The organism is Boseongicola sp. (genome assembly GCA_014075275.1).
Classification (GTDB): domain Bacteria; phylum Pseudomonadota; class Alphaproteobacteria; order Rhodobacterales; family Rhodobacteraceae.
In genome coordinates, this window is sequence record CP046179.1 from 139,260 (window position 1) to 154,020 (window position 14,761).

The 14,761-nt window shown below is 56.2% G+C and carries 14 protein-coding genes and 1 tRNA gene; 8 read left to right on the forward strand and 7 right to left on the reverse strand.

The features are described 5' to 3' along the window. The first annotated feature begins 2 nt into the window (after window positions 1-2). A complete protein-coding gene (locus tag GKR98_00730) occupies window positions 3-848 on the forward strand; it encodes a metallophosphoesterase (GenBank protein QMU56861.1) in 846 nt (281 codons plus the stop codon). Here GKR98_00730 and GKR98_00735 read toward each other — a convergent pair. Next, complete coding sequence (locus GKR98_00735; GenBank protein QMU56862.1) at window positions 824-1,750, reverse strand: tyrosine recombinase; 927 nt, start codon at window positions 1,748-1,750, stop codon at window positions 824-826. The two genes, GKR98_00730 and GKR98_00735, sit on opposite strands and share 25 nt — an antisense overlap. Continuing rightward, window positions 1,747-3,294: a hypothetical protein gene (locus GKR98_00740; GenBank protein ID QMU56863.1), complete on the reverse strand. Its 1,548-nt coding sequence runs from the start codon at window positions 3,292-3,294 to the stop codon at window positions 1,747-1,749. The genes GKR98_00735 and GKR98_00740 overlap by 4 nt, the downstream gene beginning before the upstream one ends. 217 nt (window positions 3,295-3,511) lie before the next feature. On the opposite strand from GKR98_00740, the gene GKR98_00745 reads away from it, so the two are divergent. Together GKR98_00745 and GKR98_00750 are read left to right on the forward strand one after the other, a co-directional pair. Continuing rightward, window positions 3,512-4,111 (forward strand): shikimate kinase, encoded by a 600-nt coding sequence (locus GKR98_00745; protein QMU59918.1) that lies wholly within the window; start codon window positions 3,512-3,514, stop codon window positions 4,109-4,111. Then, complete coding sequence (locus tag GKR98_00750) at window positions 4,108-5,223, forward strand: 3-dehydroquinate synthase (protein ID QMU56864.1); 1,116 nt, start codon at window positions 4,108-4,110, stop codon at window positions 5,221-5,223. Before GKR98_00745 ends, GKR98_00750 begins: the two co-directional genes overlap by 4 nt. Before the next feature lie 285 nt (window positions 5,224-5,508). Here the strand turns inward: GKR98_00750 and ssb are convergent, their stop codons facing one another. Continuing rightward, window positions 5,509-6,006 carry a single-stranded DNA-binding protein gene (gene ssb / locus GKR98_00755; protein ID QMU56865.1) on the reverse strand — a complete coding sequence of 166 codons (498 nt, stop codon included), beginning with the start codon at window positions 6,004-6,006 and terminating at the stop codon, window positions 5,509-5,511. Window positions 6,007-6,124: 118 nt separating this feature from the next. On the opposite strand from ssb, the gene GKR98_00760 reads away from it, so the two are divergent. Beyond that, window positions 6,125-6,736, forward strand: a complete 612-nt coding sequence (locus GKR98_00760) for a transglycosylase SLT domain-containing protein (protein ID QMU56866.1) — start codon at window positions 6,125-6,127, stop codon at window positions 6,734-6,736. Here GKR98_00760 and yidD read toward each other — a convergent pair. The 3 genes from yidD to rpmH form a co-directional block, all read right to left on the reverse strand. Then, window positions 6,733-6,966 (reverse strand): membrane protein insertion efficiency factor YidD, encoded by a 234-nt coding sequence (yidD, locus tag GKR98_00765; protein QMU56867.1) that lies wholly within the window; start codon window positions 6,964-6,966, stop codon window positions 6,733-6,735. The two genes, GKR98_00760 and yidD, sit on opposite strands and share 4 nt — an antisense overlap. Next, on the reverse strand, window positions 6,966-7,313 hold the full coding sequence (rnpA, locus tag GKR98_00770; protein QMU56868.1) for a ribonuclease P protein component: 348 nt from the start codon (window positions 7,311-7,313) through the stop codon (window positions 6,966-6,968). Before rnpA ends, yidD begins: the two co-directional genes overlap by 1 nt. A 73-nt stretch (window positions 7,314-7,386) precedes the next feature. After that, window positions 7,387-7,521, reverse strand: a complete 135-nt coding sequence (gene rpmH, locus GKR98_00775) for a 50S ribosomal protein L34 (protein QMU56869.1) — start codon at window positions 7,519-7,521, stop codon at window positions 7,387-7,389. 285 nt (window positions 7,522-7,806) lie between these two features. On the opposite strand from rpmH, the gene GKR98_00780 reads away from it, so the two are divergent. The 4 genes from GKR98_00780 (at window position 7,807) to GKR98_00795 (ending at window position 11,510) form a co-directional block, all read left to right on the forward strand. After that, window positions 7,807-8,544, forward strand: a complete 738-nt coding sequence (locus tag GKR98_00780) for a TVP38/TMEM64 family protein (protein QMU56870.1) — start codon at window positions 7,807-7,809, stop codon at window positions 8,542-8,544. Window positions 8,545-8,548: 4 nt separating this feature from the next. After that, window positions 8,549-9,964 carry a dihydrolipoamide dehydrogenase gene (locus GKR98_00785; protein ID QMU56871.1) on the forward strand — a complete coding sequence of 472 codons (1,416 nt, stop codon included), beginning with the start codon at window positions 8,549-8,551 and terminating at the stop codon, window positions 9,962-9,964. A gap of 27 nt (window positions 9,965-9,991) precedes the next feature. Then, entirely contained in the window at window positions 9,992-11,386 is a 1,395-nt protein-coding gene (locus GKR98_00790) for a sensor histidine kinase (GenBank protein QMU59919.1), read from the forward strand. Window positions 11,387-11,433: 47 nt separating this feature from the next. Beyond that, window positions 11,434-11,510 (forward strand) — tRNA-Arg (locus GKR98_00795). Between the two features lie 774 nt (window positions 11,511-12,284). Here the strand turns inward: GKR98_00795 and GKR98_00800 are convergent. Then, complete coding sequence (locus tag GKR98_00800; protein QMU56872.1) at window positions 12,285-14,750, reverse strand: arsenate reductase (azurin) large subunit; 2,466 nt, start codon at window positions 14,748-14,750, stop codon at window positions 12,285-12,287. Window positions 14,751-14,761: the final 11 nt, after the last annotated feature.

Genomic DNA, 14,761 nt, shown 5'->3' on the forward strand with positions numbered 1-14,761 from the left:
TTATGGGGGTCATGGCGGCTGCAATCAAGGGAAGACACGCAGTGAAAGTGAATGATTTCGGATACTTTGAGGGTCCTGTGGTGCTTTTTGGCGGTCCGTATTCGAATCGACAGGCTGCAGAGGCGTTTTTGGAAGCATTGGACGGCCGACCGGCGATCTGCACAGGAGATGTCGTTGCCTACGCTGCGGACCCTGTTGGAACGGTCCGGGCGATCCGTTCGGCAGGGGTGTCGGTTGTTGCTGGGAACTGTGAACGCCAGTTGGCTGAGGGGGCCGACGATTGCGGCTGCGGATTTGGAGCGGATAGCGCCTGTGATCTGCTGTCACGGGGCTGGTATCCCTATACGGCTTCGCGAATGGAGCATAGCGATTTGGACTGGATGGCGGGGCTGCCTGACATTGGGGTCTTTGTGCAGGGTCAAAGGCGGTACGCGGTGATCCACGGTGGCGTGACTGCCGTCAATCGCTTCTTGTGGTCCAACTCGGAGGAGTCATATTTTATTGAGGAAATAGAACAACTTGAGCGCGTGATTGGGTCAGTTGATAGTGTTGTGGCGGGTCATTCGGGGATGGCGTTTCAGCGAAACATTGGCAAGCATCATTGGATCAATGCCGGAGCAATTGGCTTGCCACCTCACGACGGACGGCAAGCCACGCGATACGCTGTGCTTACTGACGGCGAGGTCGTGTTCGAACGTCTGAATTATGATGCTGAAGGTGCCCGTCGCGCTATGGAGTTGGCAGGGTTAACCCAAGGGTATCATGAAGCGATCACGAGTGGGATTTGGCCCAGCGAGGATGTTCTTCCACCGGGATTGCGGCGTCAGGAGTCGGCCAGCGGGTGGTGATCCATGACCAGATCACGCAAGCGTTCTTCCAGAACATGGGTGTAGATTTCTGTCGTTCCGACGTCGGCGTGCCCAAGCAATGTCTGGATAACCCGAAGATCGGCACCATGGGCCAAAAGGTGGGTTGCGAAAGCATGACGCAATGTGTGTGGCGTGACCTTGTCGGGTGAAATGCCTGCCTTGACCGCAAATTCTTTGATCAGCAGATAGAATCGATGGCGGGTTAGGTGCCCCGATTTTCCTCGCGACGGGAAAAGAAACTTGGAAAGCGGAGCGCCTTTCTCACTATGCGCGAAGTCCTCGTCTCGATCTCGCTTTATTAACCAATGGGAAATTGCGTCGCGCGCTGGTCCCGACAGGGGCACCATCCGTTCTTTTCCACCTTTGCCGCGCACCAATAGCATGTTCGGATTGCCCCGTGCCGCCGAAACGGGCAACGAAACCAATTCGGTTACGCGCATTCCAGTGGCATAAAGTAATTCCATTAAACAAGTGTTACGCGCCAGATCCGATTCGCGTCCTTGGGTGCGGGCGGCGTTCAATAGCGCGTCCACTTCTGATTCTGACAATGTCTTTGGTAGACGCTTTGCGCGCTGCGGGCCTTTTAGTCTGATTGCGGGATTGTCCGAGCGCCAACCCTCTTCATAGGCGAACCGAAAAAACTGGCGAATTGCGGATAAGCGGCGTGCCCTTGTGGACTGTGCCAGTCCGGCGTCATCAAGAGACAGCAAGTAGCTTTCGATGTCGGACTGGCTGGCACCTAGGATGTCGCCATGGTTCTTAGTCCGCCATTCCGCAAAATCCTTTAGGTCGCGGGCATAGGCCAGAAGCGTGTTTTCCGAGGCGTCAAGCTCGGCGGCCTGTGCCTCGAGAAACGTCGATATGCGCTGGTTGTCTGTCAAATTCGCGAATCCTCTAACAGTAGCTCGACGGCGGTTCGACGCGCCAAGTCCTGAAGTCCGAACGCATTCAGAAAAGACAGGGCATCGCGAATGGAATTCGGATCGCTTTCGACCCCATCGGCCAGCGCAGTTATTGCCAGCAGTAAGGCCTCGCCATTGCGTCCCTGATCCATGAAACTTCGATAGGTTTCGCCCGGAGGAAGCCCAGACAGGCTTTGCCGGATCGCCTGAGCCAAAGGCGTTGTTGAACGCATGTCAAACGGGCGACCACGAAGCACAGCAAGAACGGTTTGGTCTTCTATGGATGATGCGGCAAGCTGCGCCGCGAAATCTGGATCATCTCCGGTTACCGCAATCTCGAAAAGTGCGTGATGAGCAGGGGTTTCGATTTCAGCCGATTTTGCGACATCCAGAAACCAGGAGGCCAACGACGGTGCATATCCACCACTAACTGCTGCATCCCAAGCGGGCGGGAGTGTTTCGATAATCCGATTGCTGTCATTCTTTTGGATTGCTCGTTCAAGCGCTTGAATGGCCGCGACCCGCGTCCAAACGCCGCCGGATGCCGCCGGTTTTCTTTCCGTGAAGATGGTCCTGAAGCGGTCTGGTGCTAAGGCTCCGACCGAGGCCAGCCTTTCAGCAGCACGCAAGCGCGCTTTCCACCCTACCGTCTGCCCCAGATCCGCTGCGGCAAAAGCGACTGGCAACGTTTCGGTCGTGGGTCGCTCGCCAATAGCTTCGTATAAACGAAACATAAGGGGAGATATCTGAGCCGGCGGGGGCGGTATCGGATCGTCTTCGAACAGATCCGGGTCTAAAAAGTGCAGTAACAACTGGTCTTCTTCTTCCGAAAGTATCCCCAAAGCCTCGGCGGTGCCCAAAGTAAGTGCAGCTACGTCAAACTCGCCGTTTCGAGCAAGACAGAAGATGCGCACTGGAAAAGTTGGCGATAAGTCCGGTGTGGTTTCGATGGTTCGGCAGGCTTCGGTTTCGGTACTTGTGAGTAGTGCAATATCGAATTGCCGGCGAAATCGTTTGGGTTCAGGTGCGCCCGCCTGTTGGATCAGATTATGGGCCGCGTCCAGTTGAGCAAGATCAAGGAGTTTATCGAGACGTGCCAGAAACAAGCTGTCATCGGCAATCGCATCAATAGGGGGATCAAGCCGGGCCAAAAGTAATGACGCAAGGAAATGGCGAAGGCTGGGTTGTTCGACCGGAGGGATGGCGTGAATAAGCGTCGCCAGATCACCGGCAGCACTGCCGCCCCAAAGGTTCGCCGGAAGACCAAGATTGCGAGCATCGATCAACCCGAAACGATCGACAACCGGTACATCCAGAGGAGCGACCATGACTTCGGGTACATGAGTTGCGGCAGGGATATCATCTTTTGTTTTGGGTGTTGCCGCTGGGATCGAAATGGAATCCGACAGCCAGTCTATTGCCGACAACGGCGCACCATTTTCGTCTGCCGCCGATTGGCCGCTTGCAAATGAACTCACCAGAATAAGTGACAGCGCCGAAAGCGCCGTGCGGTTAATTTGCATCCAGTTCAACGGGAGTGCTCACATCCTGCTGATCGGGACGCAAATCGCCCAGATACGCATACCCCAATACTGTCGCGGCTATCAGCACCGCGAGAATGAACAAGAGCTTCAAAAGCCTAAGCATCCAATAAACCCTTCTGCCTCGGGCCCTTACAATAAGAGCCACTGCCGCATTGTGCGGTTCTTCGGCGATTTTATAACTGGTCTTTCCAGCAAGATCACGCCATTCAGGACCAATGTTAGAAAAGATAAGCGGGACGCTGCCGTTTTGCCATTCCGGCTGAAAAAAACTGTCGCTCTTGTGGGCATGATGGGGGCCGGAAAATCCGCCATCGGGATTGCTTTGGCGCGCCAGTTGGATGTGCCGTTTCTTGATAGCGATGCCGAGATTATTGCCGCTTCGAGCATGTCGATTGCTGAGATATTCGAACGTGATGGCGAGGCGTTTTTCAGGCTGAAAGAAAGCCAGGTTATTCAAAGGTTGTTGATGACGGAACAGGGCATTTTGTCCACGGGTGGCGGAGCCTATCTTTTTGAAGGGAACCGCGCCACGATTTCGCAGTATGGTATTGCGGTGTGGCTCCGCGCAGATTTGGAACTTCTCTGGCAGCGCGTGCGACACAAGAAAACTCGACCATTGCTGCTTACCGATAATCCCCGGGCCAGTCTGGCTGCATTGTACGATCAGCGGGTTCCTGAATATGCCAAGGCGGATATTGCTGTGGATGCGCATCCTGATTACTCGATAGAGCAAATGACCGACCGGGTTTTGAAGCGATTATTGGAGCGCCCCGATGTGTTGGAGGAGCTGGAATGAGCGATACTATTGTGCACGTTCCCCTGGGTGAGCGAGCCTATGATGTCCGAATTGGCGAGGGTTTGTTGGAACGCGCAGGTGCGACAGTCGCGCCGTTACTTCGCCGCAAGCATGTTGCTGTAATTACGGAAGAAAATGTCGCCAAATTGCACCTGGAATCGTTGAGGTCGGGCCTGGAAGCGGTTGGCATTACCTGTGCAGTCCTTGTGCTGCCCGCTGGTGAAAAAACAAAGGGCTGGGATGGATTGACCCGCGCAACCGAATGGTTGCTGTCAGAGCGGGTCGAGCGCAGTGATGTTGTCATAGCGCTGGGCGGCGGCGTCATTGGTGATCTGGTTGGGTTTGCTGCGGCGATCTTGCGGCGTGGGGTGCGGTTCGTTCAAATACCGACATCGCTTCTGGCGCAGGTCGATAGCTCTGTGGGTGGAAAGACGGGCATCAATTCGACAGCGGGCAAGAACCTGATCGGCGCGTTTCATCAACCCTCACTGGTACTGGCTGATATCGACGCTCTGGATACGTTAAATCCACGCGATTTTTTGGCCGGCTATGGTGAAATCGTGAAATACGGTCTGCTTGGCAACGCGGATTTCTTTGCCTGGCTGGAGCAGAATGGGCCTGAATTGCTGAATGGCGACAAGGATTTAAGTGCGGAAGCCGTGCGCATATCCGTGCAGATGAAAGCCGATATCGTGGTGCGCGACGAGACCGAGCAGGGGGACCGGGCGTTGCTTAACCTGGGACATACGTTCTGTCATGCGCTGGAAGCGGCAACGGGGTATTCGGACCGTCTGCTGCATGGGGAAGGTGTCGCAATTGGCTGTGCGCTGTCGTTTGAGGTGTCGGCGCGGGCAGGTTTTTGTTCGCAGGAGGACCCAAGCCGGGTGCGGGCGCATCTGAAAACTATGGGCATGAAGACGGATCTGTCTGATATTGAAGGGCAATTGCCCGGTGCCGATTCCCTGATCGATCTGATGGGACAAGACAAAAAAGTCGTAGACGGAACCCTGCGGTTTGTCATGGCGCGCGGCATTGGCGAGGCTTTTGTCACCAGTGAGGTGCCCGCTGATGTCGTCAAAGATACGCTGACTGAGGCGTTAGAAACGCGCTAAAGTACCCTGCCTGTAACGCGTCGGTATGACGTCGGTATTGCGTCGGTGGACCCGAACGGTTCGTTTTGATTTCGTTCTTCTTTGAGGAATGCGGATTTCGATACGAAATCGGAAAAGCGGGCAGGTGCCCGCTGCCTTCGGCGAGGATATTTTTGGGCCAATAATATTCATGACCATCATTCCCAGCACTGCGCGCTGCGCAGCTGAACTTCTCTTGTTCAAAAATACTTTGGGGGGTCTGGGGGGCAAAGCCCCCCTTGGGTCGCGGACGTCAGTCCGGGAAACTTAAAATGGAATCTCGTCGTCCAGATCGTTGTTGGCCGGGGCCGGGCTGCGCGACCCACCACTGCTGCCACCGAAATCGCCACCACCGCCATAACCGCGATCATCGCCGCCGTATCCGCCGCCTTCGCCATCACCGCCGCCGCCAGAGCGACCATCCAGCATGACCATGGTCGAATTGTAAGGTCGCAGCACGACTTCAGTGGAATAGCGGTCCTGGCCGGACTGGTCCTGCCATTTGCGCGTTTCCAACTGGCCCTCAAGATACACTTTTGAGCCTTTACGCAGATATTGCTCGGCAGTGCGGGCCAGCGGTTCAGAGAAAATCGCCACGCTGTGCCACTCTGTGCGTTCACGTTGCTCGCCTGAACTACGGTCTTTCCAACGTTCAGATGTGGCAATCCGCAGGTTGCAGACTTTGCCGCCGTTCTGGAATGTACGCACTTCGGGGTCACGCCCCAGGTTGCCCACCAGGATCACCTTATTTACCGAACCTGCCATGCTTGCCTCCCGCCGATTCCATGTTGTTTCAGGGAACCTATACCTGTCGCAACATGGTTTACAGGGGATGAATCGCTCCTGACTGGAATTTCGGGGAAAAAATACATAGTCTCTTCTGATGGCTTTGTTGGGGGACAGAAAATTGTGCCGTTTAGGCGGTGCGGCACTTGCGCTTGTTGTAGCCTCGAGCGGATCTGCCCTGGCGGCTGATGCCGCCTCGAAGGCGCGCAAGTCGCTGTTCTCGGCACAGACCGAAATTCTTGATGGTCGCGCGGCCGAACAATACTCTAGTTCCGTTCGCCTGCAGCCACGCGATATTCTGGTGCCGGGCGCGCCGGGAAGTGTGCCGCAATATGATGGCACCTATCGGGGCGAGTTTTTGCAATTGGCCCGCGCGGCAGCGGCACGTCATGACGTGCCGCCGGATTTATTCTTGCGGCTGGTGCAGCAGGAAAGCGGCTGGAACCCGCGCGCAAAGTCGCCAAAAGGCGCGTTGGGTCTGGCGCAGTTGATGCCAGCCACAGCGCAGAGTTTGCGGGTTGATCCAAGTGATCCTTCGCAGAACCTGGAAGGCGGTGCGCGTTATCTGGCCGAACAATTCCGTCGATTTGGGACGTGGAGACTGGCGCTTGCGGCCTATAATGCCGGGCCGGAGGCGGTTGAACGTTTTGGGGGTGTGCCGCCCTATCGCGAAACCCAAGGGTATGTGCGGGCCATTCTAGGCAGCTAGTCGTCTTTCTTATTTGGCACGTTATCGATGCCCGTGCCGCCCCATGGGTGGCACCGCCCGATGCGTTTTGCTGCCAGCCAGCTGCCTTTGATAGCGCCGTGTTTTTCCAAAGCTTCCAACGCGTAGGCTGAACAAGTGGGGTGATAGCGGCAATTGAACCCGACCCAGGGGCTGAAGATCAGCCGATAAGCCCGCACGGGTAAGGCAATGATATGCGCGAAAGGCGACATCAGTTGTGGGCCTTGGCAAGCGCGTTTTGCAGATCGGTACAGAGGTCCTTGAACAGGCGGTCTGCGGTGGTGTCTTTGCGGCCGATCAGGACATAGTCAAATCCGGATTGTGCGTGTGCGGGCAGGGTGAGGCGCGCAGCCTCGCGCAATCGCCGCTTGGCGCGATTGCGGGCGACGGCGTTGCCGACTTTCTTGGAGCAGGTAAACCCGACGCGGATGCCGGTTGCGTCGTCCGGGTCTCGCTGGCGGTATTGCAGGGTGAAGGCGGGTGTGGAGATACGTTCTGCGCGGGCGGCTTTCAGGAAGTCGCTGCGTTTTGACAGGATGGTGAGGCCGTTCAGTATCATTTGCCAATCCCCAGAAACGACAAAACCGCCGTCGGTTGCCCGCGGCGGTTCCCGTCGACTAAGTCACTTGCAATCAGGCGCTCAGCTTTTTCCGGCCCTGTGCGCGCCGTGCGTTCAGGATCTTGCGGCCAGCTTTGGTTGCCATGCGCGCGCGGAAGCCGTGGCGCCGCTTGCGGACCAGGTTCGATGGTTGAAAGGTGCGCTTCATCGCTTTTCTCCGGGTCGTGGGCCAGAAATCCCGTTGGATTCGGGGCCAAATCGTTTCGAAGCCCGGTCTCTAAGGGCATCAGATGACCAAGTCAACGCCGGTGAGCCACTGAATTGCAACAATCGACGCGAAAAGGCGCGGCAATTGTTACACTCGTGCAGGAATGGCCCGGATTTGGGTCGGGAATGATCACCAGACATCAACCGAGCGTGATCTCCCTGATAATTCACCCAACGGGGGCGCATCTTCTGGCAGGACAGTGACCACAGCCGGAAAGTGATTGGAATGGCCGATATGACAGAAATTCGCGCACCGAAAGAAGGTTTGGCCCGGCGGCTGCCCTTGTTGATTATCCTCATCGTTGCAGTGATCGGGGCGTTTACATTACGCGATTACCTGAGCTTTGACGCGTTGGCTGCCAACCGCGAAGCGTTGATTGCTTTCCGCGATGCCAATTATCTGCTGACGGTGCTGGCGTTTATTGCGGCTTATGTCGTGATTGTTGGGTTTTCCTTGCCGGGGGCGACGATTGCGACGCTGACCGGTGGCTTTTTGTTCACGACCTTTCCGGGCGCCTTGTTCAATGTGACGGCGGCCACGATAGGGGCGACGGCGATCTTTCTGGCGGCGCGCTGGGGCTTTGGCGAGAAGTTGGGCGCGAAGCTGGAAGCCTCGGACGGGGCGGTGAAGAAGATCAAGGAGGGGATCGACGAGAACCAATGGTCGATGCTGTTTCTGATCCGGCTGGTGCCAGCGGTGCCGTTCTTTGTTGCCAACCTTGTGCCGTCGTTTCTGGAAGTGCCATTGCATCGATTTGTGATCTCGACGTTCCTAGGGATTATTCCGGGGGCGGTGGTTTATACTTCCGTCGGGGCCGGTTTGGGTGAGGTGTTTGCCCGTGGTGAGACGCCGAACCTGGGCATTATCTTTGAGCCGCAGATTTTGTTGCCAATCCTTGGGTTGAGTGCGCTGGCTGCTCTGCCGATCTTGTTGAAGGCCGTGCGCGGCAAGAAGGGGCTGTAGGATCATGGATCGTATCAAGACAGACGTTCTGATTATCGGTGCGGGCTCGGGTGGGCTGAGCATCGCGGCCGGGGCCGTGCAAATTGGCGCGAAGGTGGTTTTGCTGGAAGGCCACAAGATGGGCGGTGATTGCCTGAACTTTGGCTGTGTTCCGTCAAAGGCGTTGATTGCGGCTGGGAAACAAGCCCATGCGATGAAAACTGGCGAGAAATACGGGGTTACACCGGTGATGCCAGAGGTGAACTACTCGGCTGCCAAGGACCATGTTCATAAGGTCATTGAGACGATTGAGCCGGTGGACAGCCAGGAGCGGTTCGAGGGGCTTGGGGTGCATGTCATTCGCGAGTTCGGAAAGTTCATCAGCCCGACGGAAGTTCAGGCGGGCGATACGGTGATTACGGCGCGGCGGATTGTGATCGCGACCGGGTCGGGGCCGTTTGTGCCTCCAATTCCGGGCCTTGAAGACGTGACCCACTACACCAACGAAGACATCTTTGAACTGCGCGAGAAGCCGGACCATTTGCTGGTGATCGGCGGCGGCCCCATTGGAATGGAAATGGCGCAGGCGCATATTCGGCTTGGCTCGAAGGTGACCGTTATCGAAGGCCTGAAGGCATTGCATAGGGATGATCCCGATGCTGCTGCGGTGGTTTTGGACCATATGCGAGCCGAGGGCGTCGAAATTGTCGAAGATGCCATGGCTGAGAGTATCAGTGAAGCCGATGGCGTCATAACAGTTCAAACCTCGAACGGGTCATTTTCGGGAAGTCATGTGCTGATGGCCGTTGGTCGCAAAGTGAATATCGACAAGCTGGACCTGAAGGCGGGTAATGTTGACCATGATCGGGCTGTGAAAGTTGGCGCGGATTTGCGCAGCATCTCTAACCGCAAGGTTTACGCCGTCGGCGATGCGGCTGGCGGTCTGCAGTTTACTCATGTCGCGGGTTACCATGCCGGTGTTGTCATCCGGTCCATGCTGTTTGGGTTGCCGTCAAAAGCGAAATACAGCCATATCCCCTGGGTGACCTATACCGATCCGGAATTGGCACAGGTCGGTTTGACCGAAGCCGAAGCGAAGAAACGGCACGGCGAGGCGCTCACGGTTGTACGTTTTGACTACGACGAGAATGATCGCGCAATTGCCGAGGGCAAAACTGCCGGTTTCATCAAGGTGATGGTGCTGAAGGGCAAGCCAATTGGCGCCACGATTGTGGGTGCACAGGCCGGTGAATTGATCGGTGTCTGGGCGTTAGCTATCGCCAACGGGCTTAAAATGGGAGCAGTTGCAGCAATGGTTGCGCCCTATCCGACGCTGGGTGAAGTGAACAAGCGCGCCGCTGGGGCCTATTTCTCGCCCAAACTCTTTGATAACCCTACGGTGAAAAGGGTTGTCGGGTTCGTGCAGCGTTACCTGCCTTAACGCCCTGAGAAACGAGGCGGTATGTTTCTGAACACGTTATCTGGACGGTTTTTGGCACTCACGATTCTGTTTGTGATGCTGGCGGAGGTATTTATCTTCGTCCCGTCCATTGCGCGGTTTCGCGAAGATTACATGATGAACCGCCTTGAGCGGTCGCAGATTGCGTCGCTGGCATTGCTGGCCAACGACATGATTGATGACGAGCTTGAGAAAGAGCTTTTGGAGAATGCCGGGGTTTATAACGTTGTCTTACGTCGCGATGAGGTCAGCCAGCTTATGCTGTCGTCCGAGATCCCATCGCCGATTGTTGCGACATTTGATTTAAGGGATGCCCCCGCGACGACCTTGATCATGGATGCGTCGCGCCGGTTAATCGAAACCGAAGATCAGGTGGTGCGGGTGATCGGAAACCCGACGCGGGACGCAGGCCAGTTGATAGAAATCACCATGCCGACCGGGCCGCTTCGCGAAGCGATGATCGACTATGGAGTGCGGATTTTGCTGTTGTCGGCGGTGATCTCGATCTTCACGGCGACGCTGTTGTTCTTTGCGGTGCGTCAATTTCTGGTGCGCCCGATCAAGGGGGTCGTGTCGGCGATGAAAAGCTATGCCGCAGCGCCGGAAGACGCGCGGCGGATCATCCAACCGACGGCTTCGGTCACCGAGTTGAGCGATGCCGAGAACGCCTTGAAGTCGATGCAGACCGAGTTGACGAGTGTTCTGCGTCAGCGCGAAAGGCTGGCATCGCTGGGCGGGGCAGTTGCCAAAGTCAGCCACGATTTGCGCAACATACTTACCACGGCGCAGCTGTTTGCCGACCGGTTGGAGCGCAGTGAAGATCCGGTCGTGGCGCGGATGGCGCCGAAGCTGATGAACTCGATCGGGCGAGCCGTGAATCTGTGTGAGAGCACACTGGCGTTTGGCAAGGCCGAAGAACCGCCCCCGGCGTTGGATCGCATACCTTTGGCATCGATTGTTCAAGATGCCATTGAAGGTGAGCGTCTGGCTGCGACCGGTGATATCCGGTTCGAAGATGAGGTGCCGGCAGGCATGATCGTGCGTGCTGATCCTGAGCAGTTGTATCGTGTCTTGTCCAATCTGGTGCGCAATGCGCGACAGGCTTTGGAGACCGCTGGCAAATCTGGAGAGATTCGGGTGGCGGCCGAGGAAACTGCGCGTCAGTGGACGGTTAAGGTTTCAGACACGGGCCCTGGTCTGCCGCCAAAGGCACAGGAGCATTTGTTTACACCGTTTCAGGGTGGTGCGCGCAAAGGAGGCTCGGGGTTGGGGCTGGCGATTGCTGCCGAACTGGTGCGTGGTCACGGTGGTTCATTGATGCTGCGCGAGACGGGCGAGGCGGGAACGACCTTTGCCATTGAGTTGCCGAAAAGCGTGGTCACAGAAGATCAGGCTGCCGAGTAAAATCGCTCTTGCAAAGCGGGGCGTCCGGCTTTAGATGCCAAGCCCGTGCGCTGGTAGCTCAGTTGGATAGAGTACCTGACTACGAATCAGGGGGTCGAGGGTTCGAATCCTTCCCAGCGCGCCATTTTTCAATGACTTAGCCGATCCGCGTTTGATGTTTGATTGTGGATGGATGATCTTCGTTACGGTCACGTTCTCTACATTCTCTGCCTCAGATGAATCACTTTGTTCGCATTATCGGACCGGTCTCGGGCGTATTTGTCTGTCGCGTTAGCTCTTTGTGCTGACCTGCATACAGTAACGCATAGCGGCTCAGACCTAGCCACTTTGCCTTTGTCATCTCGCCAGCACGAAGACCCCGCATCTACACTTCTTTGCGCACCCAAAAGTGTCCCCGAGGGTATGGCAGGGCAGTTCGCAAGGTGTATGAAATCCCCTGCTGGTGAGCGCGCGATCATGACGGTCGTCAACGCAAATTCCGGAGCATCGGTCATTCTAGCCGGAACACAGCATCTCACAACAGCTGTTCTTACAAACGGACTTGTGCCGAACGCCTAAATCGGAAATGAGGACAGCAGCTCGTTAAGTGCGTCAGTCTTTCGACTAACCGACCATTGCTGAGTACCCGAATGGCGGCAGGCTGATCGATGCCGCGATATTTTCAACCAGAATTCTGCCGTTAACCTGCTCCGGGCAAACGGTGTCAGATGTCACGACTGGCCAGGCAATCGCGAGCGCGGCGGATTCAGCATCGTGTATGCTTATGGTGCGCCCTGATGCACCGGCGTCGAATGATGCTCGCTTATTTTGTCCTCTCATCCTACTCGCTTTTTGCAAGCGAGTAACGAAAGCGCCCGGCGAAAATCGCCGGGCGCTTGTCCGAAACCGTGAATGGTGGTCAGCCCAAATCGAACTCTTTCGATTTGAATGACAGGTGGCTCACGGCTGCGGGTGCATCAGCCAATTTGCGAATATTGGCCCATGTTTGTTTGTAGTTCGGCAGGATTAATTCGTTCGTGCCGCTGTTGATGACGTTACCCTGCGCACCCTTGGGCGAAGCAAAGAGCATGAAGGTCTCTCCTCGTTTTGCGGAAGGGGTCGGATATGCCATCGCCTGGGTCGCGCCGTTATCGTTGAATATTTCAACGAGATCGCCCGCCCCGGCTCCGACGGATGCCATGTCATCGGGGTGCATTTCGATGAACGGATAGGGGTATCTGTCCGCCACGAACTCGTTGTCCTGATCCAGAAACCAGTTCTGCCAGTGAATATTTGACCGACCATTGTTGATGAGGAAAGCAAACTTATCCTTCTGCGCTTGTTTGCCTGGCGCTTGAAGACCGCGCCAGGTGCTGGCGGCAAACAGGGCTTTTCCATCATCGCGCCCATGGCGATTGAATACGCCGTCTGTATACAAGCGCGCCGTGCCGACGAGTTGACCGTTATCATAGCCGGTCACCGGTTCTTGGACCCCGTTTGTGCCCATGGCCCGAAGGCGATCATAGGTTACATCCGGGTTGCCCTGATTATACCCATCCATGAATGCATCTTCTTCGGTTTCCCAGTCATAACCCTGGAACTGAGCCGCATAATCTGAGCTGCCCATTTCGCCCAGAACGCGTTCCAGATGATTGGCCATTCGCGCGGCAATCAAACAGTCTGGCATCGCCGAACCCGGACCGTCCATGTATTTTTCGGTCAGCCGCAAACGCCGCTCTCCGTTCATGGAAGTCAGATTCATTTCGCCGGATTCAACCGCTGGAAGCACCACATGCGCTGCCTGTCCGATCTGACTGTGGATGATGTCCACATTTACCGAGAACAAGCCTCCGGCGTCAATGGCGGCGACAATTGCGTCAACCACCTCTTCGCGTGACTTGCCGGCAGCGGCGTCCATGGCTTCTTTCACCATATTCGTCCGCTTGTTATATGCGGCTTTGAAGGTCGTCGCATTGAGCGTTGTCTTATAGTGATCGCAGGCCCAGACATGGTGGACCTTGCCGCCGCCATTGATGATGAGGTCATCCAGATATGCTGCGGGGCGTCCGACGAAATCGCCTTCTGGCGGACGGAAGTACCCTTCTTGGTGGCCGCCCAGACGGCAGACGCCGCCGCCTTCGCGGCCGATATTGCCCGTCGCAAGACCAAGGTTCACCAGCGCGCCGACAGTGCGATAATTGTCGTTGCCCCAGATGATACCTTTCTCATAGGCCGTTACGCATTTCCGGCGGCTACCATCGTCATTTGGTTTGGCGATCCACTCTGCCGCTTTTACGATGTCCGCTGCTGGAACGCCGCAGATGTCGGCAGCCTCGGCGGGGGACAAGCGAAGCGCTTCACGTGCCATATCAAACGAGCCAAGTGCGCAAGGGTGCGTGCCGCTTTCAGGCACAGCCTCACCGTTCTGGAACGTGGACGCCGCGATGAAATCGCTATCGACCCAACCCTGATCGGCAATATGGGTAAACAGTGCATTGAACAGTGCCAGATCGGTGCCGGAATTGATTGACAGGTGCAGCACGTTGTCTGCACCGGCTTGCATCTCGCAGGCGTTGGCAGTGACTGTGCGGCGCGGATCGATGATAACCACTTTCGCGCCGTTCTGCATGCCGGGAACCATATGGTTCAGGAACAGATTAGTTTGAGTTTCCAACGGGTTGGCGCCGACCAGCATGATAGTATCGGTCAGACCGTAGTCTTCGTAGGCGTAGTTGAGTTCGCCGACGCCCATATCGCGGGTCGAGTGTACCTCTGAGTTATAGGCCGGACGATTGTGGATGCGGCAGTTTTTGACCTTCATTGAGCCAAAATAGAGCTTGCCGGTTCCCCAGGTGTTTTCGTAACCGCCCGCCGAACCGCCATGGTCAAACATCGAGACATAAAGGTTGTCTTCGTTATCCTTTTCGATGAACCGTGCGGTGACACGGGCAACCAGATCCAGTGCATCGTCCCAGCTCGTTGGCTGGTAAGTTCCGTAACGCCAGACCATCGGATCGGTCAGCCGTTGTTGCTGCGTTCCAGTTACGTCTGAGCGACGGTTTTCGGCCATCCGAGCACCGCGGACAGAGCCCAGGCCAGAGTTCACCACACAATCGGAATCCGGTTTGATGACCAAATGGACATCTTCGCCGTCTTGCTGAACGATATTGTACATTGATGGCGCATACCACGCATCAGTATCCATCGACTGTTGCTCACCAAGGTCAACACCGAAAATATTGTCCGTGTTTGTTCCCTGCTTGTTGATCGGCCAGGTGTAGGCTTTGTAGCCGCACCCAACGATGCAATAGTGGCATGTTACGTTTTGTTCTTTGGCGTCTGCTGGAATGATCGGCAGACGGTCGATTTGACGTTTGTAAGCCATGTGTCCCTCCC

Coding starts and splice junctions, on each gene's coding strand:
- GKR98_00730 (QMU56861.1), top strand. CDS start 3: ATGGGGGTCATGGCGGCTGCAATCAAGGGAAGACACGCAGTGAAAGTG.
- GKR98_00740 (QMU56863.1), bottom strand. CDS start 3,294: ATGCAAATTAACCGCACGGCGCTTTCGGCGCTGTCACTTATTCTGGTG.
- GKR98_00750 (QMU56864.1), top strand. CDS start 4,108: ATGAGCGATACTATTGTGCACGTTCCCCTGGGTGAGCGAGCCTATGAT.
- ssb (QMU56865.1), bottom strand. CDS start 6,006: ATGGCAGGTTCGGTAAATAAGGTGATCCTGGTGGGCAACCTGGGGCGT.
- GKR98_00760 (QMU56866.1), top strand. CDS start 6,125: ATGGCTTTGTTGGGGGACAGAAAATTGTGCCGTTTAGGCGGTGCGGCA.
- yidD (QMU56867.1), bottom strand. CDS start 6,966: ATGTCGCCTTTCGCGCATATCATTGCCTTACCCGTGCGGGCTTATCGG.
- rnpA (QMU56868.1), bottom strand. CDS start 7,313: ATGATACTGAACGGCCTCACCATCCTGTCAAAACGCAGCGACTTCCTG.
- rpmH (QMU56869.1), bottom strand. CDS start 7,521: ATGAAGCGCACCTTTCAACCATCGAACCTGGTCCGCAAGCGGCGCCAC.
- GKR98_00780 (QMU56870.1), top strand. CDS start 7,807: ATGGCCGATATGACAGAAATTCGCGCACCGAAAGAAGGTTTGGCCCGG.
- GKR98_00785 (QMU56871.1), top strand. CDS start 8,549: ATGGATCGTATCAAGACAGACGTTCTGATTATCGGTGCGGGCTCGGGT.
- GKR98_00800 (QMU56872.1), bottom strand. CDS start 14,750: ATGGCTTACAAACGTCAAATCGACCGTCTGCCGATCATTCCAGCAGAC.